This is a genomic window from Mycobacterium sp., from assembly GCF_049281135.1.
Classification (GTDB): domain Bacteria; phylum Actinomycetota; class Actinomycetes; order Mycobacteriales; family Mycobacteriaceae; genus Mycobacterium.
On the sequence record NZ_JBAPRN010000655.1, the window covers coordinates 1 to 26,373 of the forward strand.

At 65.2% G+C, this 26,373-nt stretch carries 30 protein-coding genes, 1 tRNA gene and 2 pseudogenes; 16 read left to right on the plus strand and 17 right to left on the minus strand.

Features of this window, described 5'->3' with window-relative positions; translation table 11 throughout:
- Positions 1 to 323: 323 nt before the first annotated feature.
- Positions 324 to 716 (plus strand): hypothetical protein, encoded by a 393-nt coding sequence (locus tag WAN02_RS26235; RefSeq protein WP_422267899.1) that lies wholly within the window; start codon positions 324 to 326, stop codon positions 714 to 716.
- Positions 717 to 734: 18 nt separating this feature from the next.
- On the opposite strand, the pseudogene WAN02_RS26240 reads toward WAN02_RS26235, so the two are convergent.
- Positions 735 to 1,469 (minus strand): annotated as a pseudogene (locus WAN02_RS26240) (RDD family protein); the annotation flags it as partial.
- A gap of 38 nt (positions 1,470 to 1,507) precedes the next feature.
- On the opposite strand from WAN02_RS26240, the gene WAN02_RS26245 reads away from it, so the two are divergent.
- Complete coding sequence (locus WAN02_RS26245) at positions 1,508 to 2,500, plus strand: stage II sporulation protein M (RefSeq protein WP_422267901.1); 993 nt, start codon at positions 1,508 to 1,510, stop codon at positions 2,498 to 2,500.
- A gap of 1 nt (position 2,501) precedes the next feature.
- On the opposite strand, the gene WAN02_RS26250 is transcribed toward WAN02_RS26245, so the two are convergent.
- The 6 genes from WAN02_RS26250 to WAN02_RS26275 are packed head-to-tail and all read right to left on the minus strand — an operon-like array spanning position 2,502 to position 7,904.
- Positions 2,502 to 3,824, minus strand: coding sequence for a DUF58 domain-containing protein (locus WAN02_RS26250; RefSeq protein WP_422267903.1), 1,323 nt, complete (start codon positions 3,822 to 3,824; stop codon positions 2,502 to 2,504).
- Positions 3,824 to 4,807: an AAA family ATPase gene (locus WAN02_RS26255; protein ID WP_422267905.1), complete on the minus strand. Its 984-nt coding sequence runs from the start codon at positions 4,805 to 4,807 to the stop codon at positions 3,824 to 3,826. The genes WAN02_RS26250 and WAN02_RS26255 overlap by 1 nt, the downstream gene beginning before the upstream one ends.
- Positions 4,804 to 5,949, minus strand: a complete 1,146-nt coding sequence (locus WAN02_RS26260; protein ID WP_422267907.1) for a DUF4350 domain-containing protein — start codon at positions 5,947 to 5,949, stop codon at positions 4,804 to 4,806. The genes WAN02_RS26255 and WAN02_RS26260 overlap by 4 nt, the downstream gene beginning before the upstream one ends.
- Positions 5,931 to 6,584: a DUF4129 domain-containing protein gene (locus WAN02_RS26265; protein WP_422267909.1), complete on the minus strand. Its 654-nt coding sequence runs from the start codon at positions 6,582 to 6,584 to the stop codon at positions 5,931 to 5,933. The genes WAN02_RS26260 and WAN02_RS26265 overlap by 19 nt, the downstream gene beginning before the upstream one ends.
- 13 nt (positions 6,585 to 6,597) lie before the next feature.
- Positions 6,598 to 7,776 carry a hypothetical protein gene (locus tag WAN02_RS26270; protein ID WP_422267911.1) on the minus strand — a complete coding sequence of 393 codons (1,179 nt, stop codon included), beginning with the start codon at positions 7,774 to 7,776 and terminating at the stop codon, positions 6,598 to 6,600.
- Positions 7,773 to 7,904: a hypothetical protein gene (locus WAN02_RS26275; protein WP_422267913.1), complete on the minus strand. Its 132-nt coding sequence runs from the start codon at positions 7,902 to 7,904 to the stop codon at positions 7,773 to 7,775. The genes WAN02_RS26270 and WAN02_RS26275 overlap by 4 nt, the downstream gene beginning before the upstream one ends.
- Between WAN02_RS26275 and WAN02_RS26280 the strand changes: the two genes are divergently transcribed.
- From WAN02_RS26280 to WAN02_RS26290, 3 genes are all read left to right on the plus strand, one after another.
- The gene (locus WAN02_RS26280) at positions 7,903 to 8,367 is read left to right on the plus strand and encodes a GatB/YqeY domain-containing protein (protein WP_422267915.1); all 465 of its coding nucleotides are present in this window, start codon (positions 7,903 to 7,905) and stop codon (positions 8,365 to 8,367) included. The genes WAN02_RS26275 and WAN02_RS26280 overlap by 2 nt on opposite strands.
- A 274-nt stretch (positions 8,368 to 8,641) precedes the next feature.
- Complete coding sequence (locus tag WAN02_RS26285; RefSeq protein ID WP_422267917.1) at positions 8,642 to 9,334, plus strand: HemK2/MTQ2 family protein methyltransferase; 693 nt, start codon at positions 8,642 to 8,644, stop codon at positions 9,332 to 9,334.
- An 8-nt stretch (positions 9,335 to 9,342) separates the two neighbouring features.
- Positions 9,343 to 9,546: a CDGSH iron-sulfur domain-containing protein gene (locus WAN02_RS26290; RefSeq protein WP_422267945.1), complete on the plus strand. Its 204-nt coding sequence runs from the start codon at positions 9,343 to 9,345 to the stop codon at positions 9,544 to 9,546.
- Here WAN02_RS26290 and WAN02_RS26295 read toward each other — a convergent pair.
- Together WAN02_RS26295 and WAN02_RS26300 are read right to left on the minus strand one after the other, a co-directional pair.
- Positions 9,529 to 10,548: an iron-containing redox enzyme family protein gene (locus WAN02_RS26295; protein ID WP_422267919.1), complete on the minus strand. Its 1,020-nt coding sequence runs from the start codon at positions 10,546 to 10,548 to the stop codon at positions 9,529 to 9,531. The two genes, WAN02_RS26290 and WAN02_RS26295, sit on opposite strands and share 18 nt — an antisense overlap.
- Before the next feature lie 29 nt (positions 10,549 to 10,577).
- Positions 10,578 to 11,387, minus strand: coding sequence for an SDR family NAD(P)-dependent oxidoreductase (locus tag WAN02_RS26300; protein WP_422267921.1), 810 nt, complete (start codon positions 11,385 to 11,387; stop codon positions 10,578 to 10,580).
- Positions 11,388 to 11,779: 392 nt separating this feature from the next.
- On the opposite strand from WAN02_RS26300, the gene WAN02_RS26305 reads away from it, so the two are divergent.
- Genes WAN02_RS26305 through WAN02_RS26320 form a run of 4 tightly spaced genes read left to right on the plus strand, consistent with a single transcriptional unit; the run spans position 11,780 to position 14,575 of the window.
- Entirely contained in the window at positions 11,780 to 12,442 is a 663-nt protein-coding gene (locus WAN02_RS26305) for a hypothetical protein (RefSeq protein ID WP_422267923.1), read from the plus strand.
- Positions 12,443 to 12,468: 26 nt separating this feature from the next.
- Positions 12,469 to 13,164 (plus strand): SDR family oxidoreductase, encoded by a 696-nt coding sequence (locus WAN02_RS26310; RefSeq protein WP_422267947.1) that lies wholly within the window; start codon positions 12,469 to 12,471, stop codon positions 13,162 to 13,164.
- A 14-nt stretch (positions 13,165 to 13,178) separates the two neighbouring features.
- Positions 13,179 to 13,580, plus strand: coding sequence for an ArsR/SmtB family transcription factor (locus tag WAN02_RS26315; protein WP_422267925.1), 402 nt, complete (start codon positions 13,179 to 13,181; stop codon positions 13,578 to 13,580).
- Positions 13,577 to 14,575, plus strand: a complete 999-nt coding sequence (locus WAN02_RS26320; protein ID WP_422267927.1) for a cation diffusion facilitator family transporter — start codon at positions 13,577 to 13,579, stop codon at positions 14,573 to 14,575. Before WAN02_RS26315 ends, WAN02_RS26320 begins: the two co-directional genes overlap by 4 nt.
- On the opposite strand, the gene WAN02_RS26325 is transcribed toward WAN02_RS26320, so the two are convergent.
- Both WAN02_RS26325 and WAN02_RS26330 read right to left on the minus strand, forming a co-directional pair.
- Positions 14,576 to 15,538: a zinc-dependent alcohol dehydrogenase family protein gene (locus WAN02_RS26325; protein WP_422267929.1), complete on the minus strand. Its 963-nt coding sequence runs from the start codon at positions 15,536 to 15,538 to the stop codon at positions 14,576 to 14,578.
- Between the two features lie 335 nt (positions 15,539 to 15,873).
- Positions 15,874 to 15,947 (minus strand) — tRNA-Pro (locus tag WAN02_RS26330).
- Between the two features lie 198 nt (positions 15,948 to 16,145).
- On the opposite strand from WAN02_RS26330, the gene WAN02_RS26335 reads away from it, so the two are divergent.
- The gene (locus tag WAN02_RS26335; protein ID WP_422267931.1) at positions 16,146 to 16,313 is read left to right on the plus strand and encodes a hypothetical protein; all 168 of its coding nucleotides are present in this window, start codon (positions 16,146 to 16,148) and stop codon (positions 16,311 to 16,313) included.
- 4 nt (positions 16,314 to 16,317) lie between these two features.
- Here WAN02_RS26335 and WAN02_RS26340 read toward each other — a convergent pair whose 3' ends face one another.
- Both WAN02_RS26340 and ponA2 read right to left on the minus strand, forming a co-directional pair.
- Positions 16,318 to 17,277 carry a metallophosphoesterase gene (locus tag WAN02_RS26340; RefSeq protein ID WP_422267933.1) on the minus strand — a complete coding sequence of 320 codons (960 nt, stop codon included), beginning with the start codon at positions 17,275 to 17,277 and terminating at the stop codon, positions 16,318 to 16,320.
- Between the two features lie 57 nt (positions 17,278 to 17,334).
- The gene (gene ponA2, locus WAN02_RS26345) at positions 17,335 to 19,752 is read right to left on the minus strand and encodes a transglycosylase/D,D-transpeptidase PonA2 (protein WP_422267935.1); all 2,418 of its coding nucleotides are present in this window, start codon (positions 19,750 to 19,752) and stop codon (positions 17,335 to 17,337) included.
- 337 nt (positions 19,753 to 20,089) lie between these two features.
- On the opposite strand from ponA2, the gene WAN02_RS26350 reads away from it, so the two are divergent.
- Positions 20,090 to 20,446 (plus strand): WhiB family transcriptional regulator, encoded by a 357-nt coding sequence (locus WAN02_RS26350; protein ID WP_422267949.1) that lies wholly within the window; start codon positions 20,090 to 20,092, stop codon positions 20,444 to 20,446.
- 10 nt (positions 20,447 to 20,456) lie between these two features.
- On the opposite strand, the gene WAN02_RS26355 is transcribed toward WAN02_RS26350, so the two are convergent.
- Together WAN02_RS26355 and WAN02_RS26360 are read right to left on the minus strand one after the other, a co-directional pair.
- On the minus strand, positions 20,457 to 21,578 hold the full coding sequence (locus WAN02_RS26355) for an ArsA family ATPase (RefSeq protein WP_422267937.1): 1,122 nt from the start codon (positions 21,576 to 21,578) through the stop codon (positions 20,457 to 20,459).
- Entirely contained in the window at positions 21,575 to 22,597 is a 1,023-nt protein-coding gene (locus WAN02_RS26360) for an ArsA family ATPase (protein WP_422267939.1), read from the minus strand. Before WAN02_RS26360 ends, WAN02_RS26355 begins: the two co-directional genes overlap by 4 nt.
- Before the next feature lie 50 nt (positions 22,598 to 22,647).
- Here WAN02_RS26360 and WAN02_RS26365 point away from each other — a divergent pair, with 50 nt between their 5' ends.
- From WAN02_RS26365 to WAN02_RS26375, 3 genes are read left to right on the plus strand one after another with little or no spacing between them, the layout of a single operon-like run.
- Positions 22,648 to 22,809: a DUF4177 domain-containing protein gene (locus tag WAN02_RS26365; protein WP_293004278.1), complete on the plus strand. Its 162-nt coding sequence runs from the start codon at positions 22,648 to 22,650 to the stop codon at positions 22,807 to 22,809.
- On the plus strand, positions 22,806 to 23,261 hold the full coding sequence (locus WAN02_RS26370) for a RidA family protein (RefSeq protein WP_422267941.1): 456 nt from the start codon (positions 22,806 to 22,808) through the stop codon (positions 23,259 to 23,261). Before WAN02_RS26365 ends, WAN02_RS26370 begins: the two co-directional genes overlap by 4 nt.
- A gap of 5 nt (positions 23,262 to 23,266) precedes the next feature.
- Positions 23,267 to 24,058 carry an MBL fold metallo-hydrolase gene (locus WAN02_RS26375; RefSeq protein ID WP_422267943.1) on the plus strand — a complete coding sequence of 264 codons (792 nt, stop codon included), beginning with the start codon at positions 23,267 to 23,269 and terminating at the stop codon, positions 24,056 to 24,058.
- A 73-nt stretch (positions 24,059 to 24,131) separates the two neighbouring features.
- Here the strand turns inward: WAN02_RS26375 and crp are convergent, their stop codons facing one another.
- The gene (crp, locus tag WAN02_RS26380; protein ID WP_023368605.1) at positions 24,132 to 24,806 is read right to left on the minus strand and encodes a cAMP-activated global transcriptional regulator CRP; all 675 of its coding nucleotides are present in this window, start codon (positions 24,804 to 24,806) and stop codon (positions 24,132 to 24,134) included.
- Between the two features lie 100 nt (positions 24,807 to 24,906).
- Positions 24,907 to 25,239: a hypothetical protein gene (locus WAN02_RS26385; RefSeq protein ID WP_422267951.1), complete on the minus strand. Its 333-nt coding sequence runs from the start codon at positions 25,237 to 25,239 to the stop codon at positions 24,907 to 24,909.
- Positions 25,240 to 25,454: 215 nt separating this feature from the next.
- Here WAN02_RS26385 and nth point away from each other — a divergent pair, with 215 nt between their 5' ends.
- Positions 25,455 to 26,135: an endonuclease III gene (gene nth, locus WAN02_RS26390; RefSeq protein WP_422267953.1), complete on the plus strand. Its 681-nt coding sequence runs from the start codon at positions 25,455 to 25,457 to the stop codon at positions 26,133 to 26,135.
- A gap of 24 nt (positions 26,136 to 26,159) precedes the next feature.
- Positions 26,160 to 26,373, plus strand: a pseudogene (locus WAN02_RS26395) (TlpA family protein disulfide reductase); the annotation flags it as partial.

Here is a 26,373-nt window from a genome sequence, read left to right on the forward strand (position 1 = left end):
CCCGAACGGCCCGTCGTGACCGGCGTCCTGACCGCGGACGAAGTCGCGGAACTCGCGACGGGCATGTTTGCGCTGTTCGTGTAGTGCGCGGCGGTCCTGGGGTGCGAATCCGAAGCCTGACGGTCCCGGCCCACCCGCGAATGGCCCGCCCACATGGGGAAATGGGTTACTCATGGGATTTTCTCGTTTCTGGAAAGATAGCGCCGTATGCACTACCGATACGACGACGATATATCGGAACCTATCGTTACGCAAGGTCGAACGTTGAGCCGGCCGCTTCCGCGGCGGTTTGTGGACGCAGGCGGAGGGGTAGCACCTCACCCATGAGCCAGGAAAATATGCACGTAAACGCCGACATAGGCGGTGACCGCGACGCACTGGCCGAGACCGGCGATACCGACCGCGACAAGCGCGTACGGCTGTGGGTGAACTGGGCGCTGGCGCTATTCGCGGTCGTGGGTGCGGGCATTGTGATGGCGTTCGCCCTGGTTTCGGTGATGAGTACCGCCGCCTGCAGCGAGAAGGCGTGCCCCAACCTGGGCCCGAACGGGATCAGCTTCGACATGCTGTTCTATGGAGCACCGGTGGTCGCGGCCGTAGCGTTCGTTGCCTCCTTCTTCACCGCGCGGCGCCGATGGGGATTCGTGATCCCCGTGATTGCGATCGCGCTGCTGATCGCTGACATCGCCGTCCTCGCCACCACAGTCACGCAGTAGCGCTGTGAGCTAAAAGCCGCGTAACCGGGTGAGTTCTCGGCGGTGTCGTTCCGCGAGTACGGCGGCCAGGGCCAGTTGCGGCGGGGTCCCGGGCGGCGGCGGAGGCGCCACCCGGCTGAACACATCGCTGGCGATCCGGTAGGCCATCTGGTCGCGCACCTGCGGGTCGAGTTGCATTGCTCGCGTGAGGAATTGACGTGCGATCTCGGCTTGTTCAGCGCTCAGGCCGGACAGCTGCAGGGACGTGGCCCACCAGGCCAGCTGTGGCGGCATGCTGGGTGGCGGACCCGGCCTCGGAGCGCGCTCGCTGATCACCACTGTGCCGGCAAAGATGTCACCGATCCGCTTGGCCCGCGGCGACAGCATGCTGCAGATGACCGCCGGGCTGCCCAACAGCCCCCAGATCTCGACGATCGACGCCAACGCTCGAAACAGGGCCTGGCGGAAGCGCTCCGGGCCGCCGTCGTCCGACACCACGCGCAGACCCATCGCCATCTTGCCGAGTGTTCGACCGCGTGTCGCGGTCTCGAACACCAGTGGGTACCCGACGAAGACCAGCACGGTGAAGATGATCATGATCGCCCCGGCCACTGCGTCGTCGAATTGGGTCAGCGCGGCCGCCCACAACACAAGTGCCACCAGGTAGCCCACCAGGATGACGGTGATGTCAATGAGTGCACTGACCGCGCGCACCGGTAGTTGCGCAACCCGAACGTCGAGCACGACGGCGTCCCCGGTCACCACTTCCGACATACAGCGAACGCTACCCCGGGTTGACTAGTGTTTACCGTGTGGACGTCGACGCGTTCGTGCTCGCACACCGTGACACCTGGGATCGCCTCGAGCAACTGGTGAAGAACCGCCGGCGGCTCAACGGTGCCGAGGTCGACGAACTGGTCGAGCTCTACCAGCGGGCATCGACGCACCTATCGATGCTGCGCTCCGCGTCGTCCGATTCGGCACTGGTCGGCAGGCTTTCGAGTCTGGTCGCGCGGGCCCGAGCCGCGGTCACCGGCGCTCACGCACCGCTGTCGAGTGAGTTCACCCGATTCTGGGCGGTGTCGTTTCCGGTTGTGGCCTACCGCGCGTGGCGGTGGTGGCTGGCGACGGCGGTGGTGTTCTTCGCCGTCACGGCCCTGATTGCCATCTGGGTCATGGGCAGCCCGGAAGTGCAGTCCACGATCGGAACACCCAGTGAGATCGACGAATTGGTGAACCACGACTTCGCCTCGTACTACAGCGAGCATGCGGCCGCCGCGTTCGGATTGCACGTGTGGGTGAACAACTCCTGGGTGGCGGCCAAGTGCATCGCGTTCTCCGTCGTGCTGGGAGTGCCGATTCCGTTTGTGCTGTTCTCCAACGCCGCCAATCTCGGGGTTGTTGCCGGTCTGATGATTCAGGCCGGCAAGACCGATGTGCTGTTGGGATTGCTCCTCCCGCACAGCTTGTTGGAGCTGACGTCGGTGTTCTTGGCGGGTGCCGTCGGAATGCGGCTGGGCTGGTCGGTGATCTCGCCGGGTGATCGCTCGCGCGGGCAGGTGTTGGCCGAGCAGGGCCGTGCGGTGATCTCGGTTGCCGTGGGTTTGGTTGCCGTGCTGCTCGTTTCGGGTGCAATCGAGGCGTTCGTCACCCCGTCCTCGTTGCCGACTTTCCTGCGCATCGGCATCGGAGTGCTCGCCGAGGTGGGGTTTTTGGTGTACGTCGGCTATTTCGGCCGCCGTGCCGTGCGGGCCGGCGACACCGGTGACATCGCCGATGCGCCAGACGTGGTGCCGACCCGGTGAGCTAAAGCCGCCCGGTGGCTTTCATCGCCAGATAGCGGTCAGCAAGTGCCGGCGCGAGTTCTTTGGGTAGCGCGTCGACGACCTCGACCCCGTTGTGGCGCAGCCGAGAAGCTATCGCCCACCGCTCGTTACGGGAGCGTTCGGCCGCGGCCGCGTCGTACACGGCGGCTGCGTCGGAACGCCCCGCGGCGAGTTGGTCGATGCGTGGGTCGGTGACTGCAGCGACGATCACGTGGTGCTTGGCCGACAGCCGGGGAAGTACAGGCAGAAGGCCCTCGTCGAGGGCGCTGGCATTGAGGTCGGTCATCAGCACCACCAGTGCTCGGCGCCGCGCGCGACGCAGGACCGCGGAAACCATTGCTGTGGCGTCGGATTCGATGAGTGCCGGATTCAGGGGCGCCATCGCCTCGACCAGGCGGCCCAACAGCTCCGTGCGTGACGCGCCGAATACGCCGGTCTGGGTGGTCCGGTCGTGGGCGAGGAAGTCGACGTGGTCGCCGGCTCGTGAGGCGAGTGCCGCCAGCAGCAGCGCCGCGTCCATGGACCAGTCCAACCGGGGCCAGCCGCCGGGGTCGGCGGCCGTCGGGTCGACTCCGACGCGACCGGCAGACGTCCGTCCGGTGTCGAGGACGATGACCACTCGCCGGTCGCGCTCCGGCCGCCAGGTCCGGACCACGACGTCGGCGCGCCGGGCGGTCGCCCGCCAGTCGATGGAACGCACATCGTCGCCGACCACATACTCACGCAGCGAATCGAATTCGGTTCCCTGGCCCCGGGTCAGGGTCGGCAACAGACCGTCGATCTCGCGCAGCCTGGCCAGGCGTGACGGTAGGTGCTTGCGGGACAAGAATGGTGGCAGTACCCGCACCTGACCGGGTACCGGCTGCGACTTCTGCCGCCCCGCGAGTCCCAGTGGACCGATCGAACGCGCAGTCACCGCCGCCGATTGCTGATCGCCGCGGCGAATCGGCCGCAAGCAGGAATCTACCCGTTGGGCCTGCCCGGCAGCGATATCGAGGGCGTGCGTTGGTGGTTCGGCCCGCGCGCTGGGCGGCCAGGCATCGCGAACCCGGCCGCGAAATCGTCGTCGACCGCCGTTGTGGATCAGCAGGCCGAGATTCACTGATTCACCGAGCCGAACCGAGCCGTTCGGCAGGCGGGTGTAGAGCAGCCGGGAAGGGCTTGCTGCCAAGCCGACGTCCGCGATAACCGCGGCCGCCAGCAGTGCCAGCAGCACTGCGAAAGATGCGTCTGGCCTGGGTGACAGCGCAATCGGCAGAACGCACAACAGTGCGATCAGGCCGGTGCGCCCGGTCAAAATCACTAGCGTGGCACCGGAACGGAGGCCAAGATGCCATCGAGCACGCCATCGGTGTTGGCGCCCTCCAACTCCGCCTCCGGCCGAAGCATCACCCGGTGGCGCAGCGTCGGGCGGGCCATCGCCTTGACGTCGTCGGGGGTGACGTAGTTGCGTCCGGACAGCCAGGACCACGACCGTGCCGTGGCCAGCAAAGCGGTTGCACCGCGCGGTGATACGCCCAACTGCAATGCCGGCGAGTGGCGAGTCGCACCGACGATGTCGACGATATAGCCGAGAACCTCGTCGGCCACCAGTACCCGGCGCACCGCATCGCGGCCCGCGGCCAACTCAGCCTGCCCGGCGACTGGCCGGATCGCGGACAGGTCGCGAGGGTCGAAGCCGTGTGCGTGTCGGCCAAGGATCGCGATCTCGGCGTCGCGTGGTGGCAGCGGCACGTCCAGCTTCAGCAGAAACCGGTCGAGCTGGGCTTCGGGCAACTGATAGGTGCCCTCGTATTCGATCGGATTCTGCGTCGCCGCAACGATAAACGGATCGGGCAGCGCTCTGGGTTCGCCGTCCACGGTGACCTGACGTTCTTCCATCGCTTCCAGCAGTGCCGCTTGCGTCTTCGGTGGCGTGCGGTTGATCTCGTCAGCCAGCAGGAGATTGGTGAAAACCGGGCCGCTGCGGAAGGTGAACGCGGCGGTGCGGGTGTCATAGACCAACGATCCGGTGACGTCGCCCGGCATCAGGTCCGGGGTGAACTGGACACGTTTGAAGTCCAGCCGCAACGCCGCGGCAAGGGACCGAACCAACAGCGTCTTCGCCACGCCCGGAACACCCTCGAGCAGAACGTGACCACGGCATAGCAGCGCGATCACCAGCCCAGTGATCACCGCGTCCTGCCCCACGACGGCTTTGCCGATCTCGGCCCGTAGCGCGAGCAGCGCATGTCGGGCCGCTTGCGCCGGCGGCGGCTGAGCGGAGCTGTGGGACGGTTGATTCATAGGTGTGTGACCTGCCTTTCGATGTCATCGAGTGCGCGGGTGAGTTGGATCAAGTCGGCATCGGTGGCCGGGGACGGGCCAAACAGAATGTGCCGCAACGATTCCGGGCTTGATCCGCCGTGTTGAGAAATCGCGAGTATGACCGCCGGCGGTGGAGTGTCCACGCCTAGACCGAGTCGGGGGACCATGCGCTGTAGTGCCGCGCTGCGCAGTGCCTGCGCGGCCCGGTCTCGGGCTCGCCGCGATCGATACAGCCGACCGCGGCCTTCGACTGTCTCCGACGCGCGTACGACTACGGGCAGCTTTTCGGCGACCAGCGGCCCGATCCGTCGGCCCTTCCACAATGCGATCAGCGCCACCGTCAGCCACAGCTGTACGACCATCCAGACCACGTTGTCGGGGAGCAGGTCGAAAATCTTTCCCTTGCCTGAGGATCCACCTTCGAGGTGCTGCGGTGCGTACCAGACCAGACGGCGATGCTGGCCGGCGAGATTCATCGCCAGAGCGGCGTTGCCTGCCCGCAACAAACTTCCGTTGGTCAAGAAGTCGGTGCTGCCGACCACCGTGACCGTGCGGTCGCCGTCGCGATAGCGGACCAGCGCACCGCCATAGCAGCTACTCACGGTTTTGTCGCCGACGGCGCGGAACGTGTTCGACGGCCCGAAGTCCACCGCTCCTGCCTGATCCGCCTCTCGCAGAGCGCAATCCGGCTTGGTGTCCGAGGTACTGGCGCCGCCGCTACGGATACCGGGCGAGAGCACTGCGCGGGCATGCGAGGTCGGTTCGACCAGCAACAGGTCGCCGGGCGCGTCGGCCAGCCTCGTCAGTAACCCCTCGGTGGAGACGCGTTGCGTCTGCGCGAACAGCAGCAGCGTTCCAGGGCGTGCCGCGTTCGCGGCGTCGTCGACGCTGGTGGCCACGACGACGGTGACACCGTGATCGCGCAGCAGCGCTATCAGCGCGTGCGCGCCTTCGGGTCCCGTCGACTCGGGATCCATCTGCCCGCCCGGCCGGGGTGCGGTCAGGTACGTCCCGATTGCGGCCACGGCGCAGATCGCGACCAGCGCGGGTAAAACCCACCGCCACGATCGACGCCGTATCGGGCGTGGTGCCTGTGCGACCGTCACCGGACTCGGGCCCACGAGTCGGCCGGGCGTTGCCCGGCGGGCCCGGGTCGGGTTGCTGCCGGACTGAATCGGAGATGGTCGTCGAGATCGACGATCATCTGGTAAGCGGCCGGCGTGCCCGGTCTTTCCCCATAGGTAACGTCGTTGAATGCGGTTGCCGACTGTGAAAATTCGGCGGCCAGCGCAGGTATGCGTTCGGTGGCGTCCTCGGCCAGTTCATTGGCAGTGCGACCGGGAGACGGGTCCAGCGTCCCGCTCTCTTCGAGAGCGCGTGCCACCGCGCGCAACCGATGCCGAATCGCGGCGGTCCAATTTGCCTCGGCGGCAAACTGTTCGGCGATAGCGCGATACTGAGCCGCCGTGAGCTGGCCGGCGCCAAACACTTGGTAATCGCCACCGCGACGGGTACGGATGGTCCGTTGTGCGATGCGAATGGCAACCACTATCGCGACGACCAGCAGGGTGAGCAGCACGCTGACGGTGAACCACCCGCCGGGCAGCGAAGAGCCTTTCTCAACCAGGCGGTACAGCAGCTCGTGGATCCACTCGTCCACCCGCTGCGCCACCGAGCCTTTGGGGTAGATCGGCTTGTCGAGTTCGCGCTGGGCAGCCTCATGCGCGGGGTCGCGGCCGATGTCGATAGCGGGCATCCTCGAATGGTCCCTATACCGGCCGCGACAGCCAGAGGTAGTCGCTCGACCCGATTGTCGAGGGACCTCCGGCGACGCCGGTCTGCAGCACCAGATCGAATGCCTCGCTGCGGATCCGGCGGTCCGCGTAGAGTAGGACATCCACGCCTGCGCTGAACGGGGCGGTGATGATCTGGCCGATCGCCGATCCGACGGCCCCCACAGTCAAACCGAGCAGCACTGGGACGTTGGGTCCGTCGAATAGATTACCCGCGAGCTCGAACGGTACGGCGATGGCGCCCGCAATCAACATGACCACCAACCAGGTCAACACACGAATACTGAGCACTCGCCAAAAGCTGTTGTGTACCAACGTGAATGATCGCCTGATCGCACCGATCACCGGCAGTCGCTCCAGCACGATCAGCACCGGCGCGAATGACAGCGCCGTGTACAGATAGATCAGCGCCGCGATCGACATCAGCACCAGCGGAAATCCGAGAATGACCGTGGCTCCCGTGTTTCCGGCGGCGGCGATGGCCCCGACGATCACGCCCACCGCGCCGCAGAGCAGTATCAACCCGGCGGACTCCAGCGCCACCAGCCCGATCAATGCGGGCAGCCGTCCCCGAATCCTGGCCCACGTCTCCCTGGCGCCGATTGTCGAGCCGAATACCGCGCGGCCGACGATGACCGCGAGCATGCCGGTCAGCAAGGTGCCGGATAGCCACCCGACCAGCCCGCTGAGGCCTCCCGCGAGTGCCCAGGCCCCGACGTCGCCCCCGGTGAGTTCGTCGGGCGGGGCTGTTTTCTGTCGGCTGGCCGCGGCCAGGGGTCCGAGGGCGGCGGCCAGGGTCAAGAGTTGCGTGATCACGACGACCACAGCCGTCAGTCCCAACGTGACTCTGGCGTTGGCCCGGATGTAGACGGCAGCGCCGTTGTAGATGTCGCTCAGGCTCAACGGCCGCAACGGGATGATTCCCGGCGCCCACGCCCGGCGGGCCTGCGGAGGGTAACCGGGCTGCGAGTAACCCGGGGGCGGGTGGCCAGGCTGCTGGTAGCGCGGCGGCGGTGGATAGCCGGGCGTAGGTTGCCACTGGTAGCCCGGCGGTGGATTGCCCATTGGGGGATAGCCCGGCGGTGGGTACGCGGCGGGGGGGTAGCCGATCGGCGGGTAACCGCTATACGGGTAATCAGGCGGCGGCGCGCTCACCTGGTGGAGCCGCCGTCAAGGTCGATCATGGTTCCCATACTGTCGACCACCCCGGCATTTCTCAACGTGCCGCGGTGTTTGCGGGCCTCGGCGTCCGACGGTGGCGCGGCGCGTAGCGTCTCCGTCATGGCGGAACTCAAGACCCGGTTGCGGGCGGATCTGACCGATGCGATGAAGGCCAAGGACAAGCTGCGCACCGCGACGCTGCGGATGCTGCTGGCCGCGATCCAGACCGAGGAGGTTTCCGGCAAGGAGGCCCGACAACTGTCGGACGACGAGGTGCTGAAGGTCCTGGCCAAGGAGGCCCGCAAGCGCGGCGAGGCGGCAGAGATCTACACCCAGAACGGCCGGGGCGAGCTCGCGGCCAACGAGCACGCCGAAGCCCGGGTCATCGACGAGTATCTACCGACCCCGCTGACCGACGCCGAGCTGGCCGACGTCGTTGACACCGCACTGGCACAGGTCGCCGAGGAGTTGGGCGAGCGGCCGGGCATGAAACAGATGGGCACGGTGATGAAGGCGGCCACTGCGCTGGCGGCCGGCAAGGCCGACGGGGCGCGGCTGTCGAAAGCGGTCAAAGACCGGCTCTAGCGGCCGACTGGTCGTTTGCCTGGGCGGCACACGGGTATCCGGATCGTATGAGACGGTTCGGCTACACCGTGATGACGGAGCAGAACGGCCCCAAGAGCTGTTGTCGCCGTCCGATCTTCCGGCGTTCTGTGCAGCCATCGTCACGCAGCTAGGGCAAGCTCCTGCGCGCAGCTGAATACATCGCCGGCGAATCCTGTTTCGAGGCTGTGGATTGGGGGAATTCCCTTACTGTAAGCCGTGATCATCATGGCCATCAGGATCTCGAAAGGCCGAAGTGACCATCGCTTATTCCGCATCGAGCAATTCGCTCGATATCGACGGTGTCTACCCCCCGCAACATGACTCGCAATTGTTGATCGACAGCCTGGAACAATCCGAATTAGCGCGGGGGCGGCGGGTATTGGACTTCTGCACGGGAAGTGGCGTTGTCGCGATCGCCGCCGCCGAGCTCGGCGCCGCCAGCGTGATCGCGTTGGACATCTGCCCACGCGCGGTGTGCTGCTCGCAGGGCAATGCCGTGTACGCGGGCGTCGACATCGACGTTCGTGAAGGATCCTGTTCCAGCGCTTTGGATTACGCACCGTTCGATCTCATCGTGTCGAACCCGCCCTATGTGCCCACACCACCGGCCGGCGACATCGACGTCATCCCGATCACCGCGGGCCCCGCACGGGCCTGGGACGCCGGTGTCGACGGACGGATGGTCCTGGATCCGTTGTGTGAGTCGGCGGCCGGGCTACTGGACGCCGGCGGCTCGATGTTGCTGGTTCAGTCGGCGCTGTCCGGAGTCGAGAAGTCGCTGAACTCCTTGCGGGCGACTGGATTGGAGGCCGAAGTTATTGCTTCCCAGGTGATTACATTCGGCCCGGTGCTCTCGGCGCGGGCCGGCTGGCTCACTGTCACCGGCCAGATCAAGCGGGGATGCCGGACGGAGAAACTAGTGGTTATCCGGGCGGACAAACCGTGACCGAGCGGATGCGGGTGCAGGTGATACCCAACGGGCCGGTGTTGATACCCGGGCCGGTCCGCATCGAGACACCGGGCGGCGATGTTGTCGAGTCCGATCGATTCTTGGTTGCTGTGTGCACGTGTCGCCGCAGTAAGGACTACCCGATGTGTGACACCAGTCATCGACGTTGTCGGCCCGCAGCGCAGGCGAATTCAGCCAAGCGGCCGTAGCAGGGACGTCTCGTCAGCCTTCCACGACGTCATGATGACATCGGCCAGCCTGTCCTCGACAGCAGCATGGGCGCGAATCCCGAAGATCACATCGCGGTCCAGATGCGGTTCTCGTGCAACGAGATCGGCGACCACGTCGTTGCGCACCACCTGTTCGTGCACCGCGTCGGCTTCGACGTGTTCGCGATAGAATGCAACGCATTCCGGCGGGGCGTTCAGTCTTTGCAGCGCTATCACCAGCCGGCGTGACCCCGGCGATGAGGTGATCTCCGTCGAAGCGAAATGTCCGATGGCAGCTCCGCGGAACTGGCGATGCAAGCCGAACAGCGACATCAGATTCACCACGGCCAGCGACTCGGCGGGAACCCCTTCCAGGTACGCCAGGTAGGCCGCATTCAGTTCGGCCGCGGTCAGCAGGTCAGCGAACAATTGCTGATGCACTCTGGCGCCCTGACCTGCTCCGTATTCGTCGAATTCGACTGCAACGAAAGACGCTTTCGCTTGACCAGTAAGACGGGGGATCGCCCAGGCGTGCGGGTCCCCCTCTTTCAGATGGTACAGCGATCGATGCACGAAGTATTCGCGCATCTGCTCCCACGTCCCGTTGTCGCGTAGCCAGTATGAAGGACCGGTCCCGTCCGCGGATTCGATTGACAGGTCGTTCATTTCGGCATCGGCTGTGCGGCCGGGTTCGATCGCGCCCACATCGCGACGTACACCGGCCAGAAATACTCGTTCCAATTGTTCACGCAGATGCAGTAATCCGGGATTCCATTCCCAGCTCGGGTCGACACCGGCGAACCCGCGGTAGTGCAGCTCGTAGCACATGTACAGCGCCAGTTGCAGATCCAGGCCGTACGGATCCGGGTCGCCGACCGATGCGATGATGCGGGTCAGCTGATCCTGCGGGGCGGGCTCGGTGAGGTTGCGCCGCACGGCCAGCGATAGCGGCCCATGCGGAGCTGGCAGCGGAGGTTCGACCGTTGCCTGTAGGTGAGTCACGGGGGTGTGTACCCCCGAAAGGGCACTCGTCAAACGGGCCAGTCGCACCCGGTCAGCTCGACAGATACGTCCCACAGCCGACGGGCCATCGCGGCGTCACGCGCTTTGGCACGCGGCGTGGTCACCTTCGGCTTGCCCCATTGATTGAATCGCGGCGCAAGATAGCTGCCGCTGGGCAGATCGGTAGTCACCGCCTGAATAGTTGACCGCGCGCCGGTGGCCGCGCTGTGGGCTGGAAAGCCGCGGAAAGTGTGGTCGCGAATCCACGGCACCATGCCGGTGGCGTCGCGGCTGATGTCGGTATTCGTCGCTCCCGGATCAGTCATGTAAGTCCGCACGCCGCGGCAGGTCAGCTCGTGATTGAACAGCATGACGGCCAACTTCGATTCGCCATAGGCCGACCACTTGGAGTACTTGCGGTGGTGCCACTGCAAGTCGTCGATGTGCAGGCGGCTCAGCGCGTAGGCCGAGCTGACCACCGAGATGATCCGATCCTTGATCCGGTCGGCGAGCAGACATGTCAATGCGAAGTGGCCGAGGTAGTTGGTGCCAATATGGGCCTCGAATCCGTCAGCGGTGCGCATCAGCGGCAGGCCCATCACCCCGGCGTTGTTGATCAGCACCTCGACCCCGTCAATCGAGTCGGCGAACTTTCGCACGCTCGCGAGATCGGCCAGGTCGAGGTGAGCGATCTCGACGTCGCCGGCCATGCTCGTTACAGCTTGCTCGGCTTTCGGGATGGTGCGGCAGGCGATGACGACGCTATGTCCGGCGGCGGCGAGCGTGGCTGCCGTTGCCGCGCCGACGCCGCTGTTGCCGCCCGTGACGATGACCTTCACCCGGCGATCATCCAGTGTTTCCGGCAGTCGCGCAGTCGATTTGGGTGTAGCGATCGATCTTGAACACGCAATCTTGTGCGACTGTTGCACACGTCCGCTGGGCCTGTAGAAATTCGGGCCTGAGGCGGGCTGAAAGGCGAGCAATTCACCTGCTTCACAGCCGGTTTCAATCGTCTGATGCGCCGGCCCCGCTCGCATATGGCTACCTTTGCGCAGCTCAGGGAGCCGGGGGGCAGAGGGCGACTTTCGCACGAAAACTAAGACTTTGGTGAAGAGAAACTTGAGTGGTAGCAAATATTTTTCATTCCGGATGCTTCAAGATCACCCGGGAGGTACTCTTCCGGGATTCGGACTTGTTGCGTGTGAATGCAATAACCAAAAGGGGGGCTCCCGTGATGGAACAACGTCGTTTTCTATTGGCAATCGGCGCGGCCGTCGGCGGCCTCGCCGCCGCCGTCGTCCCGATCGCACTCGCGCACGCCGATGACGGCCTTACCTTGGTGCCCGCTGGCCCAGAAGTGCCCTACACGGCACTCGGCGTCGACGGGTATGTGGGGTTCCAGCCGTTTTTCACCGAGTGGCAGCAGTACCAGCCGACTAATGTGGAAATAGGTGGTACGACCGTCGGCAGTTATGACGTGTTCGAGTCTGACTATGCATCGCCGTGGACTGATGAGTCGGTCTACAACTTCGGCGCAGCCACTAGTGGTACCGACCCAGGTGGCCTGGCCGGTGCGACGGTTACCGATTCCGCGTTCTACCCCAGCTTCAACGCCGCCACCGAGCATTTTCCGCCGGCCGACGTCACCGCCGCGCTCCATGACATCCACGTGACGTTAGGCAACGGCGAAGTGGACAATCTCCTCACCACGGCCTCGGGTACCTACCTTTCCGTGGATGACCCAGGGGTTGGCTCAGCTCTCTGGTTTGAAGCCCCCGGGTCTACCGACGCTTCACTGATGTGGAGTGGGCTGGCTGACACGTCAGCGGCGCTGGCGTTCGTTGAGAATCTGTCCAGCCTATTGCCGCCCGATGTGTGGTACCCCGGCATCTGAAGTGGCCGGGCAGCGCTGACACCGCGATGAAGATCGTGGTGATTGGCGGCACGGGCGTCCTTGGATCGAAAGTGGTAGGGACGCTGAGGGATCGAGGCCATGACGCGGTCGCGGCGTCGCGTTCCACCGGCGTGAATGTGCTTACCGGCGACGGCCTCACCGATGCTTTGACCGATGCCGATGTAGTCGTCGACGCATCCAACGCGCCGTCCTTCGACGCCGGTCCGGTGATGAAGTTCTTCACCACCTCGACCAGGAATCTGGTCGCCGCGGCCAGGGGCGCGGGGGTCGGGCACTACGTCGCGGTGTCGATCGTGGGATGCGACCAGCTGCCCGAGAGCGGCTACATGCGTGCGAAGGTCGCCCAGGAGGAACTCATCGAGCAGGCGGAGATCCCCTACACGATCGTGCGCGCCACTCAGTTCGTCGAATTCACCGACACCATCACGGCATCGCTGACCGTCGGCGACGAGGCGCGTGTTCCGGACGCGTTGATCCAGCCGATCACCACCCGAGCTCTTGCCGATGAGATCGCCCGGGTGGCCGAAGGTCAACCGCTCGATGGCATCGACAATGTCGGAGGGCCCGACAAGATCACGTTCGAGCAGATGGCCCGCGACGTTCTGGCCAAGCAGGGCGACTCGAAGACCGTCGTCGTCGATCCGGACGCCACCTATTTCGGGGCGCCGCTCGCGACGAATAGCCTGGTAGTTCCTGCGTAAGCTATTATCTGCGTATGAACGCAGATAATGACGTTCCGACATTGATTCCCGAAGACCAGGTCAACCTGATCGTCGAAGTGTTCCGCATGCTGGCCGACCCCACCCGGATCAGGGTGCTGTGGGCGCTCAATGGAGGTGAGTTGGCGGTCAATGAACTCGCCGAACAACTGGGCAAGCCCGCGCCATCGGTATCGCAGCATTTGGCCAAGCTGCGGATGGCGCGGCTGGTGCGCACCCGCCGCGAGGGCACCACGATCTTCTACAGCCTGGAAAACGAACACGTCAGCCAGCTCGTCGTCGATGCGGTGTACAACGCCGAACATGCCGGCCCGGAGGTGCCCCGCCACCACCGCAGCGACGACACCGTGCGCGGCATCGCCGGCGATCGTCGGCCCCGCAAGGCAACTCAGCGATGACGCACGTTCAGAACGGTCATGACCACCACCGTCACCATGACCATGACCATCCGAAAGGGCTACGCGGTGCAATCAAGGAAGTTTTCGCGCCGCACTCGCACGACGCCGCCGACAGTCTCGACAGCGCGTTGGAATCCAGCGTTGCGGGCATCCGGGCCGTCAAACTCAGCCTGCTGGTGCTGGGCGCGACGGCGCTCGCGCAAATCGTCATCGTGGTCATGTCCGGATCGATCGCACTGGTCGCCGACACGATCCACAATTTCTCCGATGCGCTGACCGCCGTACCGCTATGGATCGCGTTCGCGCTCAGCACGAAAGCCGCAACCCGTCGCTACACCTACGGATTCGGCAAAGTCGAAGACCTCGCGGGATTGTTTGTCGTCGCGATGATCACCCTGTCGGCGATCGTCGCCGGCTACGAAGCCATCGAACGACTCATCCACCCGCGACCCATCGCGAATGTCGGCTGGGTCGCACTCGCGGGGTTGGCCGGGTTCATCGGTAATGAATGGGTCGCGCTCTACCGCATCAGAGTTGGCAGGCGGATCGGCTCCGCCGCTTTGGTGGCCGACGGCCTGCACGCCCGCACCGACGGGTTCACCTCGTTGGCCGTGCTGGTCGGTGCCGGCGGTGTCGCACTGGGTTTCCCGCTCGCCGACCCCATCGTCGGTCTGGTCATCACCGTTGCCATCCTCGCGGTGCTCCGCACCGCCGTGCGTGACGTGTTCCGCCGCCTCATCGACGGCGTCGAGCCTGAGATGGTTGACACGGCCGAATCCGTGTTAGCCGGCCGGGAGGGGGTGCAGTCGGTGCGTAGCGTGCGGATGCGCTGGATCGGCCACCGTCTCCATGCCGATGCCGAACTCGACGTTGACCCCGCGATGAGCTTGGCTGCCGCGCACGGCATCGCCCACGATGCCGAACACGACCTGATTCACGCGCTGCCCAAACTGTCTGCCGCGGTGATCCACGCGTATCCGGCGCATGAGGGCTAGTTAGGCCACTTTCAGGAGGATCTTGCCGCCTCGGAGGAGATGTTGCACTCCGTCCTGGATGTGCTCCAGGGGGTACACGCCTGCCACGGGGACCGCGAGGGCGCCGTCGGCCACCAGCGGTGCCGCCTCACGAATGACAGGCAACACCTTGTCGCGGTAGTCGTATTCACCGACAAAGAATCCGCGGACGGTGAGGTGCTTGCCGACCAGTGTCGAGGTGTCGACCCACATGGGTTCGTCCCTGGCCCAGGAGTAGCTGACCAACCATCCACCGTCGGACAGCAAGTCGAGCAACCGCGACACCCCTGGACCACCGACGGCATCCACTGCCAGCGCCACTCGCGCGTCGCCGATCAGTGCTCGAACATCGGCGGGCGCATCGGCATCGTCGACGTGGACCACGTCGGCCCCGGCCGCCGTCAGCTCGGCGAACGTTGAGTCGTCACGGGCGAGGTTGATCGTCTTCAGTCCCCGACGTTCGGCTAGCGCGATCAATGACCGTCCCACACCGGAGTTCGCGGCGTTCTGAACCACCCAGTCACCGGGCTGCAGGCGGGTGACTTCACTGAGCATTAATCCTGCCGTCGGGGGGTTGCTGCCCAGCATCGAGTACTGCTCGATGTTGCCGCCCGCGGGGAGCGCGAACAGGCCGTCGGCGGGCACGACCAGCCGCTCACGCCACGCACCGGCATATAGCGGTAGCACGACAAGATCGCCGACTTGAAGTCCATCGACCTCGGCGCCGATGGCAAGCACGCGGGCGACCCCCTCCGCGCCCGGTATGTGGGGCAGGGGTGGTCGCGCCAGCATGCCGAGGACAACCAGGAGGTCGTGTTTGTTCAACGGCGAGACCTCAACGCCCAATAGAACCTCTTGCGGACCCGGTGGCGGCGGCTCCTCGATGTCGACAACGCGCAGCACCTGCGCGGGGTCGCCGAACTGGTCAATCTGGATGGCACGCATATTGATTCCTCTCCATCGAAGGCTAAGCCGCCGTGTGAACCGATACTTGTGCCCACCATTAGCGCACCGCGCGCGCTGCGAATTCCGGCAAACGGATCGGCAGCCCGTCCCAATCAATCCTGGTAGTAGCAGGGACAGCCTTACCGGTGGGCAGCGGTACCCAAGCTGCGTACACAGCAGACCCGGCCTACTGGTTTTTATCGGCGAATTGGCGCCGAGCATGTGTATGCCGACGCTGCAACCGTCAATTGTCAACGGCAACAGTGAAATTGAGAGGAAAACGGTGCGGAATCTGCCTAGCAGACCTGGTGGGCCTGCTACCAGCTAAAACACAGTCGGGGTGGCGGGATTCGAACCCACGACCTCTTCGTCCCGAACGAAGCGCGCTACCAAGCTGCGCCACACCCCGCGTGAAGCCACGACAGCGTATCGCACCGTCCCGGTTTGCCGCCAAAACGGATGGGCGAACCGACCGTCGGTGCCAACGTCCTGTGCATCACATCGGTTGCGGTCGGGGATTTGCACCACAGTCCGGCGTGGAATAACCGAGATATCGGAGCCATTCCATAAGCTAAAGAGCACGATGTGCGACGAAAGCGGGTAAATCATGACGGTGTTAGGCGCCGTGGTGTTCGGCGGATTCCTGGCCCTTGGGGTGCTGTGGCTGCTGGTGACCGCTCCAGATAGCGACATAGATCAGGCATGGACTGAGCACGCGGGTTCAGTGAGCGTGCCATCCCATTCCCGGATCCTGATCACTTCGTCACAGGAATAGCGATTCAGCCCACCGAATAGATGGGTTGCGAGCGGCCACGATCGCGTTGCGCCTCGCGCCCTCCGATGGGGGCCGCAATCAAGGTCAGCAAGGTGGCTTCGGGCCGGCAGCAGAACCGCACCGGCGCGTACGGAGATGTGCCGATCCCAGCGGACACGTGCAGCCGCATGTTGGCGCCCCAGCGCGACGGGCCTTTGGCGCGCGACCGATCCAGGCCGGAGTTGGTCACCAGAGCGCCGTAGAACGGCAGGCACAGCTGTCCGCCATGGGTGTGGCCGGCCATCACCATTTGGTAGCCGTCGGCGGCGAAGCGGTCCAGCACCCGGGGCTCGGGCGAATGAGTCAGCCCCAGCCGCAGGTCGGCGGCCAGGCTAGCCGGTCCGGCGATCGCGTCGTAGCGATCCCGGGCAATGTGCGGATCGTCCACACCCGCGGCCGCGATGTGCAGGCCCCCGACTTCGAATTCGCGACGATTATGAGTCAGGTCCAACCAGCCGCGTTCGGTGAATGCCGCCCGCAGGTCCTGCCAGGGCAGCGGCTGACCGTGCACGCGGTGACCGGGTTTGGTCAGGTAGTTCAACGGGTTCTTCGGCCGCGGACCGAAGTAATCGTTGCTGCCGAAGACGAAGACCCCGGGCACCGAAAGCAGGTCACCCAGGCTCTGAACTACTGCCGGCACCGCCCGGGGGTGTGCCAGGTTGTCGCCGGTGTTGACGACCAGGTCGGGCTCTAGGCCGGCGAGTTCACGCAGCCACGCCTGCTTGCGGCGCTGACCGGGTCGCATGTGCAGATCGCTGATGTGCAGCACCCGCAACGGCGATGAACCAGGGTCCAACACCGGGATGGTCAGCTCGCGCAGCACGAACGCATTGCGCTCGATGAGCGAGGCGTAGCCGATTCCGGCAACAGCCGATCCAAGCGCGACGGCACCGGTACTTTTCAGAGCGGTCATGGCGGAGGGCATGCAGGCCAGCGTACTGCCGCTCGCCAGGTACCGGCGCGCCACACACCAGCAGACTTGCTATGGAGGCGGCGGCGCCAGGATCGGAATAGTGATCGGCGGAAGACCCGGGATCTCGATCACTTGCGAACCCACCGGCGCTGGTCCACCTGGGACACCTTCCGGCGGTGGTGGTGGCGGCGGCGCGATGCCGTTACTGGTCTGGATGGTGATGACCGCACCGGGGATCGTCTGGCCGTTGGGTGAAGTCCCGACCACCTCGCCATACTTCGCACTGCTGTTGATCGATGCGGGTTGCTCGGCGACCTGGAAGCCGGAATCCTTCAAGCGCTGACGCGCGGCGTCCACGTCGAGACCCGCGACGCTCGGCACGCGGGAGCCGGGCCCGCCTTCGACGTACTCGTGGTCGGTCGGCGGCATCCTCACGTCGCCGAAAAGGGTGGCGATCGGTTTCATCGCGGTGAACCAGGTACGGGCCGGTTCGTTACCGCCGTACAGGTTCCCGTCGCCGCAACGTCGCAGCGGTGACGAGCACAGGTCCGACGGTGACGTGGAGTCGTCATAGATGTAGTTGGCCGCCGCCAACTGGTTGGTGAAGCCGACAAAGCCCGACGACCGGTGCGCCTCGGTGGTCCCGGTCTTTCCGGACACCGGCAGGTTCCAGCCCGCCGCCCCGGCGGACCCCGCCGCGGTGCCGCCGCCCAGCGCGTCCTTGCTCATCGCATTGGCCAGCGTATTGGCCAGCCCTTCAGGGACCACCTGGTCACAGGCTTCGGTACTGACGGCCACCTGGTTGCCGTTGCGGTCGATCAGCTTGTCGATGGGATTGGCCGGGCACCAGGTTCCGCCCGAGGCAAGCGTCGCTGCGACGTTCGACAACTCCAGCGCGTTCAACTCGAACGGCCCTAATGTGAACGAGCCGATGTTCTGCCGCTTGATGAAGTCGGCCAGGCTCTCGTTGCTCTCCTGGTCGTAGTCGCGGGCGCTGCCCGGCTCGCCATAGGACCGTAGTCCGAGCTTGACCGCCATGTCGACGGTTCGCTGCACACCCACGAGTTGAATCAGCCGCGCGAACGCGGTGTTGGGCGACGTGGCCAGTGCATCGGTGACATTCATCGACCCGCGGTAGTTGCCGGCGTTGACGACGCACCAGGTCTCCTTGGGGCAGCCCTTGGCGCCGCCGTTGCCCATGCCCTTGGTCTGGAATCTGGTCGGCACGTCGAGGGTGGCGTTGATGCCCATACCCATTTGCATCGCAGCGGCCGTCGTGAAGATCTTGAAGATCGAGCCCGCGCCGTCGCCGACGAGCGAGAACGGCTGCGAGCGCATGGTCTCGCCGGCCTCGGTGTTCAACCCGTAGGTGCGGTTGCTGGCCATCGCCACAAGCTTGTGCGAGTTCTTACCGGGCCGAATCACGCTCATCACGCTGGCGATGCCCTCGAGGGTGGGGCTGGCATAGGTGTCGATCGCGTGCTTGACCGGTTCCTGCACATCGGGATCCAGGTTGGTGCGGATCAAATAGCCGCCGCGAGCGAGCTGTTCCTTGTTGATGCCGGCGTGCGACAGGTAGGCCTGCACGTAGTCGCAGAAGAACGCGCGATCACCTGCCGCGATGCAGCCGCGCGGTAATTCCTTGGGCTGCGGCAAGATTCCCAGCGGCTCGGCCTTGGCGGCGCGTATCGCGTCGGCTTCGTTGGGAATGTTCTGGATCATGGTGTCCAGGACCAGGTTTCGGCGGGCCAGCGCGCCGTCCGGGTTGGTGTAGGGATTGAGCGCGCTGGTCGACTGGACGAGTCCGGCCAGCAGGGCGGCCTGCTGCCAGTTCAGGTCTGAGGCGTTGACGCCGAAATACGTCTGCGCCGCGTCCTGCACGCCGAAGGCGTTGTTACCGAACGAAACCAGGTTGAGGTAACGGGTCAAGATCTCCGGCTTGGTGAAGGTCTTGTCCAAAGTGAGCGCCATCCGGATCTCGCGCAGTTTGCGCGCCGGAGTTGTCTCGATCGCCGCACGTTTTTCGGCGTCGGTCTGTGCGATCACCAGCAATTGATAGTTCTTTACATACTGCTGCTCGATCGTCGAGCCACCGCGGGTGTCGGCGTCGCCCGAGGCGTAGCCGGCCAGGCCGGTCAGCGTGCCTTTCCAGTCGACGCCGTTGTGCTCGGCGAATCGCTTGTCCTCGATCGAGACGATGGCCAGCTTCATGGTGTTGGCGATCTTGTCGCTGGGCACCTCGAATCGGCGCTGCGAGTACAACCATGCGATGGTGTTGCCCTTTGCGTCCACCATCGTGGTCACCGCCGGGACGTCGCCCTCGAGAAGTTGCGCCGATGCGTTGCCGACGACTTCGGAGGCCCGGTTGGATACCAGCCCGATGCCACCGGCGACGGGAAACAGCAGGGCGGCGACGATGATGCTGGCGAGCAGGCAGCACCCGGCGAGCTTTGCGATGGTGACCGCGGTCGCGGGGCGCTCCGACATGGCAACTACACTAGCGTCGCGGCCACGGTAGTCTGCGCGAGTGGTCGACGAAGATTTCTTCTCCGACCGCCGCGCCTCAGGTTTCTCTCAGCCGCAGCTCAGGAGGCTATTACTCGCCTTTTTCGCCCTTTCCGGAGTCCCCTTCATGATCGGATTGCACGGTCGTCCCAAAAAAGGGGGTCAAAGAATGTTGCGTAATTGGTACCTGACCACGTAGCTTATCCACACAATGAGATACAGGTAACACCGACGAACACAGTGTGGCGCAGGTCGCATCGGGTTTCTGGATCACGCAGTGGGTTGCCACACCGGTGGCAAGAGCGAAGGGGAATCGCTGGTGTCAGGTATTCGGACCGCGGCGGGTAAGACGACCGCAGCAGCCCCTGCAGCCACCATTCCGTTTGGGGCTGAGGCGGAGTCAAGGATCGCTTGGGTTTCCAAGGCGCTGTGCCGGGCCGCTGACCCCGATGAGCTGTTTGTGCGGGGGGCTGCACAACGCAAGGCCGCGGTCATCTGCCGGCACTGCCCGGTGATGTTGGAGTGCGGCGCTGACGCGCTGGACAACCGGGTCGAGTTCGGCGTCTGGGGTGGGATGACCGAACGTCAGCGTCGGGCGCTGCTCAAGCAGCACCCCGAGGTGGTGTCCTGGGCGGAGTTCTTCAGCACCCAGCGCAAGCACCGCAGCGTCGGCTAAGCCCGCGTCGTCAACCGACCAAAGTCATCTGGTCGGCGATCGCACGTAGCGCCTCCAGATCGGAGACGTCGAACGGCAGTGATGGCACGCCGACGATCGCCACATGGGGGTTGGCCCCGGTGAATCGGGACAGCAGCCGGATCTCGCGCTTCGACGTCGCGGCGCGGTCGGCGTGGATCTGCAAGACGGCTTTGGTCAACGCGTTCGCGCCGTCGTTCTCGATTGTCTCGGCACCGTCGATGGCGCGTTCCACCGGCAATGAACACAACATCGGATGCGTGCGGTTCAGGATCAGCCCGGCCAGCGGCATGTTTTCCTCAGAAAGCCTGTCCACGAAGAAAGACGCCTCGCGCAGCGCATCCGGTGCGGCCGCCGACACCACGACGAATTGCGTGCCCCGTCGCTTGAGCAGCGAGTAGGTGCGGTCGGCTTTCTCGCGGAAGCCGCCGAAGGTGGCGTCCAGAGACTGCACGAAACTCGCGGCGTCGGACAGCATCTGCGAACCAAGGACGGTCGACAGCGCCTTCATCGCCAAGCCGACCGCGCCGGTCACCAGTCGCCCGATCCCGCGCCCGGGCCCCAGCAGCAGTTTCCACAGCCGACTGTCCATGAAACTGCCCAGCCGTTTGGGTGCATCGAGAAAGTCCAGCGCGTTGCGCGACGGCGGGGTGTCAACGACGATCAGATCCCAGCGGTCCTCGGCCAGCAACTGGCCGAGCTTTTCCATCGCCATGTACTCCTGCGTGCCGGCCAATGAGGTGGCAACCGTTTGGTAGAACTGGTTGTCCAGAATCGCTTGTGCGCGATCGGATCCGGAGTACTGGATCACCATCTCGTCGAACGTGCGACGCATGTCGAGCATCATCGCGAAGAGCTGACCGGGCACCTCGGGGGCGAGTGGCACGCGCTGTGGCGAGTTGCCGAGATCGCTGATGCCCAACGCCTGCGCCAGCCGCTTGGCCGGGTCGATCGTCAGAACCACCACGGTGCGGCCGTACTCCGCCGCGCGCAGCGCCATGGCCGCTGCGGTGGTGGTCTTACCCACCCCACCCGCGCCGCAGCACACCACGACCCGGTTGGAAGTGTCCTCGAGAATACCGGCGAGATCCAGAACTGGCGGTGCGGTGCTCATCGAACTCCCTGCTGCGCAAGCGATTCCGACAGCTCGTAGAGGCTGCCGAGGTCGACACCGTCGGCGATGGTCGGCAGTTCCAGCCGTGACACCTTCAGCTCGTCGAGTTGTTCGGCGGTCGCTGCGCGTGCGGTGATCCGGGTGGCGTGCTGGATGGTCTCGGTGAGCAAGCCGGCGAAGTCCTCGTCGCTCAGCTTGATTCCGGCGGTGGCCAGGCCCGCCCGCACGGCGTCGGCGTCGACATCGCCTTCGGCGGCTTTGGCCAGATCTGCGGGCTGCAGATAGATGGGGATGTTGCGGTTGACGATCACCGAACCGATCGGCAGTCCCATCTCCTGCAACTCGTCTATGGCTTCCTTGGTCTCCTGCATCGGCAGCGCCTCCAGCAGGGTGACCAGGTGGATCGCCGTCTGGTCGGAGTGCAGGATCTTCACCACGCCCTCGGCCTGCGAGTAGACCGGCCCGCCCTTGGCCAGGTCGGACACCGCGCGGGTGACGTCCAGGAAGCGCGCGATGCGACCGGTCGGCGGCGCGTCGACGACGATCGCGTCGTAGACCGGGTTCTTGGTCCCTCTTTCGGTCCGGATCACGGACTCCTTGATCTTGCCGGTGAGCAAGACGTCCCGCAGGCCCGGCGCGATCGTCGTCGCGAACTCGATCGCGCCGACGCGACGCATCGCTTTCCCGGCGATCCCGAGGTTGTAGAACATGTCGAGGTATTCCAGGAAGGCGGCCTCGATGTCGATCGCCAGCGCGTTGACCTGGCCGCCGTGTTCGGCCGTCGCGATCTTGAGCTCTTTGTAGGGCAGCGGCGGCACATCGAAGAGTTGCGCAATCCCTTGGCGCCCTTCGACTTCGACGAGCAACACCTTGCGCCCACCGGACGCCAGGGTCAGCGCCAGCGCGGCCGCAACCGTCGATTTACCGGTGCCGCCTTTGCCGGTCACGAAATGCAGACGGGCCTTGGACAATCGCGATGGCCAGCCGACGTTGCTGCCGCCGCTCGATGTGGTCCCCACCCCTGCATGCTAACCAGATCGCGCGATCGGCCTGCCGATAAGCTCGGGATATGAGCCAACCCACAACATGGGAGTACGCAACCGTCCCCCTGCTGACCCACGCCACCAAGCAAATCCTCGACCAGTGGGGCGCCGACGGATGGGAGCTGGTCTCCGTGCTGCAAGGCCCGACCGGTGAGCAGCACGTCGCATACCTGAAGCGCCCGAAGTGAGCGCGTCGGCCCGACTGGCCGAACTCGGAGTCGACCTGCCGGTCGTCGTGAAGCCGTTGGGCTCGTATGTGCCGGCGGTGCGCAGCGGGAATCTCGTCTACACCTCGGGCCAGCTGCCGATGCAGGACGGCAAGCTGGTACAGGTGGGCAAGGTCGGCGTCGACGTCGCCTCCGAACAGGCCAACGAACTGGCCCGGATCTGCGCACTCAACGCCCTGGCTGCCATCCATTCGCTAGTGGGCATCGACTCGGTGACCCAGGTGGTGAAGGTGGTCGGATTCGTCGCGTCCGGACCGGGATTCAACGGTCAACCGGGCGTGATCAACGGCGCCTCGGATCTGCTGGCCGCAGTCTTCGGCGACAGCGGCGTGCATGCGCGCTCGGCGGTCGGTGTCGCCGAATTGCCGTTGGACGCCCCAGTCGAGGTTGAACTGGTGGTCGAGGTCGGGTAGCGGGCGTGACGGAAACCGCTGCGGAGTTGACGCATCCCGCTTACGGCGAGTTGCGGCCGGTCACCGATACCGCGTCGGTGCTGCTGGCCAACAATCCGGGCCTGATGACACTCGAGGGCACCAACACCTGGGTGCTGCGGGGTCCGGGCAGCGACGAGGTGGTGGTGGTCGATCCCGGGCCCGACGACGACGAGCACATCGCGAAACTGGCCGGGGTGGGCCGCATCGCGCTGGTCCTGATCAGCCATCGGCATGGCGACCACACCGACGCGATCGACAAGCTGGTCGATCTGACCGGCGCACCGGTCCGCTCGGCGGGCAGCGGATTTCTGCGCGGTCTGTCCGGCGAGCTCACCGACGGCGAGGTGATCGACGCCGCGGGCCTGCGCATCACGGTGTGGTCGACACCCGGCCACACCGCCGACTCGTTGTCGTTCGTCCTCGACGATGCGGTGCTGACCGCGGACACCGTGCTGGGCCGGGGAACGACCGTCATCGACAACGAGGACGGCAGCCTTGCGGACTATCTGGAGTCGCTACAGCGGCTGCGTGGGCTGGGTCAGCGCACCGTGCTGCCCGGACATGGCCCCGACCTGGCCAACGTGGAAGCGGTGGCCGCGGGATACCTGGCCCATCGGGAGCAGCGGCTGGAGCAGGTCCGGTCGGCGTTGCGCACACTCGGCGATGAGGCCACGACGCGTCAGGTCGTCGAGCACGTCTACGTCGACGTCGACGAGGAGCTGTGGGACGTAGCGGAGTGGTCGGTGCAGGCTCAGCTGGACTATCTGCGTCGCTAGCGCGTCGAGATCGACGCCAGCGAGAGAAAGATCGAGAGATCGTGTCGCTGACGTCAATCTCGATGCAAAACTGCTAGCGCGCGCGCCTGGCCAACCGCTCGGAGTCCGAGATCAGCACGCTTTTGCCCTCCAGGCGAATCCAGCCGCGGTGGGCGAAGTCGGCCAGCGCCTTGTTCACCGTCTCGCGGGAGGCTCCGACCAGCTGGGCGATCTCTTCCTGAGTCAGGTCGTGCGTCACCCGCATCGCGCCGCCCTCTTGGGTGCCGAACCGCTGAGCGAGCTGCAGCAGTTGCTTGGCGACCCGACCGGGCACGTCGGTGAAGATCAGGTCGGCGAGGTTGTTGTTGGTGCGGCGCAGCCGGCGAGCCAGCACCCGCAGCAACTGCTCGGCGATCTCGGGACGATCGGCGATCCAGGCCCGCAGCGCGTCGCGGTCCATCGACACCGCGCGAACCTCGGTGATAGTCGTCGCGCTGGAGGTGCGCGGTCCGGGGTCGAAGATCGACAGCTCACCGAACATGTCGGACGGACCCATGATGGTCAGCAGATTTTCTCTGCCGTCCGGTGAACGGCGGCCGATCTTGACCTTGCCGGAAATGATGATGTACAGCCGATCGCCCGGCTCGCCCTCCGCGAAAACTGTGTGCCCGCGCGGGAAGTCGACGGGCTGCAGTTGCTTGGTCAGCGCGGCGACGGCGCTCGGTTCAACCCCCTGGAAGATTCCGGCCCTCGCCAGGATCTCGTCCACGTTGCCCCTTCGGCTATTCAGGTCACTAGTAGCTGTTCTCGGTCGATGGCCCGGCCGGCCCCCAGTCTAAGAGGTAAGCCTTCGAGTCGACGTGCCAACGCTACACACGATTGGCATGCTCACGCGGCGCAAATTGCCGATTCGCCCGCGAATGCTGATGCTGGTGTCTAGGTGAGGTGGGTTGATTGGGGGCGGAGATTAAGGTGGCCGCCGACCATTGATCGGTATCGGGCTCCGCGCTGCTGGGTAGCGGCGCCGTTTGGTAGTTGATCCGCCGATGCAAGGAATTCAGCGCCTCGGGCATCCCCTGCCGGGCCAATGTGCGCACATCTGCGGGTTCGGCCTGCTCGAGAAATTCCGCGACGTCACTTGCCGTGAGCGTGTCGTTTTCCAAGCCGGATTCCAGCCGTTGAAGCCCGAAAGTTGCGAGCATCAGCAACCCGGGGGTGAGTGCAACGAGCAACCAGGACACAAGCAGCTAGTAAACACGGCCAAGGTCTCAGCGGGATCACGAATGAGTACCCTGTCAAGGTGACAACGGCCAAACCTTCTCGCGCCGCCGGCAAAGCCTCTACCGGGGCGGGCGTCGCCGTCGCCGGCCGTTGGTCCACGGAGACCCGAACCGGCTTGGTGCGTCGGGCTCGCCGGATGAATCGCAAACTCGCACAGGCGTTTCCCGATGCGCATTGCGAGTTGGACTTCACCACGCCGCTGGAACTCGCGGTGGCGACGATTTTGTCGGCGCAAAGCACGGACAAGCGGGTAAATCTCACCACCCCTGCGTTGTTCCTCCGCTATCGCACCGCATTGGATTACGCGCAGGCCGATCGCGAAGAACTCGAAACTCTCATTCGCCCAACCGGTTTTTATCGCAATAAAGCGTCGTCGTTGATTGGCCTCGGTCAGGCATTGATCGAGCGATTCGACGGCGAGCTGCCTAACACCATGGACGAGCTGGTGACGCTGCCCGGTGTGGGGCGTAAGACCGCGAACGTCATCCTGGGCAACGCGTTCGACGTCCCTGGAATCACCGTCGACACCCACTTCGGGCGCCTGGTCCGGCGTTGGGGCTGGACGACCGAGGAGGATCCGGTCAAGGTCGAGCACGCCATCGGCGAACTCATCGAACGCAAGGAGTGGACGCTGCTCAGTCACCGGGTGATCTTTCACGGTCGCCGGGTGTGCCACGCCCGCAAACCGGCCTGCGGGGTGTGCGTGCTGGCCAAGGATTGCCCGTCGTTCGGTACGGGGCCGACCGAGCCGGAGATCGCCGCCGCGCTGGTGCAGGGACCGGAAGCCGAACACCTCCTGGCGATGGCCGGGCTGTAGCGGCGGCGCTGCGTCGGGGTTCCCTTGATCACGTTCACCTCTCGAGCCACCCGCTGGACCGTCGCGGTGTTGGTGGTTGTGGCCGCGCTGCTCGTCGCATTGCTGGTGGAACTGCGCGACGCGTCGCACTCCGCCAACCCTCCGTCGGCCGCTTCCCCGCGCGAGCACCGCGACGCCGACAGTGCGGCGGCGCTGGCCGCACCGCGCCAACGCGCCGAGTTGGCCCCCTGCCCGCATC